Source organism: Marinobacter sp. C1S70 (assembly GCF_000475355.1).
GTDB lineage: Bacteria > Pseudomonadota > Gammaproteobacteria > Pseudomonadales > Oleiphilaceae > Marinobacter > Marinobacter nauticus.
The window spans coordinates 1-1,522 of sequence record NZ_AXBW01000043.1 but is presented as its reverse complement, the minus strand read 5'-3'; the positions used below and the strand labels follow the sequence as shown (position 1 = coordinate 1,522).

Below are 1,522 nucleotides of genomic sequence, written 5' to 3'. Positions count from 1 at the left end.
TGCGTATTCCAGACCAAGGTTGCCACTGATTCCAGACGAAGCCTGCCACCCATTCCACGCGAAAGCTGCCACTGATTCCACGGCAAAGCTGCCACCTTGGCAGGCTGCCTGATTCCCCCATCAAAACGTCCGGCGCGGGATAACTAACGGTACTCTGCTCCTTTTCATCCGGAGAGGGCCAGATGCCAGCGAAGAGGTTATCCATGCGTAAAATCAAAGAAGTCCTTCGCCTCAAGTGGGAGCGAGGGCTTAGCAACCGACAGGTTGCCGCAGCCTGCGGCATCAGTCGCCCCACTGTGAGCGAGTATCTGCGGCGTGCTGCTGAGGCGGAGCTTGGCTGGCCGCTGCCAGAGGATCTGAGTGAAGCCCAGCTGGAGCAACGGCTGTTCCCGCCACCACCGGATCTACCGGCACAGGTCCGAGGCATTCCAGACTGGCAGCGGATCCACGATGAGCTCCGGGGCAAGAACGTCACCCTGTTCCTGCTCTGGCAGGAGTACCGGGAAGCCAATCCGGATGGCTACCAGTACAGCTGGTTCTGCGAGCACTACCGGGCCTGGCAGGGCAAGCTGGATCTGGTGATGCGTCAGGACCACCGAGCCGGTGAAAAGCTGTTCGTGGACTATGCTGGGCACACGGTGCCCGTCATTGATCGCACCACCGGTGAGATCCATGAGGCGCAAGTCTTTGTGGCGGTGATGGGTGCGTCCAATTACACCTACGCCGAGGCCACCTGGAGCCAGACCCTGCCGGACTGGATCGGCTCTCACATCCGGACTTTCGAGTTCTTGGGCGGCGTGCCGGAACTGGTGGTTCCGGATAACCTCCGTTCCGGCGTCAGCAAGGCCCATCGCTACGAGCCGGATCTCAATCCGACCTATCAGGATATGGCTAGCCATTATGGCGTGGCCGTTGTCCCCACACGGGTTCGCAAGCCCCGTGACAAGGCCAAGGTGGAAGGTGGCGTATTGATCGTTGAGCGCTGGATCCTGGCGGCCCTGCGCCATCGTCAGCACTTCTCCCTGGGGCAGCTCAACGCCACCATCCGTGAGCTGTTGGAGAAGCTCAATAGCCGCCCCTTCCGCAAGTTGCCCGGGTGCCGGCTTGATCACTTCAAACAGCTGGACCAGCCGGTTCTACAACCGCTACCCGCCGAGCCGTATGTCTACGCCGAGTGGAAAAAAGCCCGGGTACACATCGACTACCACGTGGCCATCGATGGGCACTACTACTCGGTGCCCTACACCCTGATCAAGAAAGAGGTGGAGGTCCGGATCACCCACAACACCATCGAATGCTTCCACCGGGGCAACCGGATCGCCAGCCACCGGCGTTCGGATCAGAAGGGTCGGCATAGCACCATCGCCGCTCACATGCCGGAGTCCCATCGCCAAGCCGGCGAGTGGACCCCAGAGCGACTGACCGCCTGGGCAGCCAAGACTGGACCGGCAACTGAAAAGCTTATCCGTACCGCGCTGGGGGCAAGAAAGCATCCGCAACAGGCCTATCGGTCCTGTCTGGG

1 protein-coding gene is annotated in these 1,522 nt (G+C 61.1%); it reads left to right on the top strand.

The window, feature by feature from the left end; translation table 11 throughout:
- Nucleotides 1-182 precede the first annotated feature (182 nt).
- Nucleotides 183-1,522: IS21-like element ISSpu5 family transposase (gene istA / locus Q669_RS13675; protein ID WP_036149765.1), on the top strand; the 1,340-nt coding region annotated here is incomplete at its 3' end.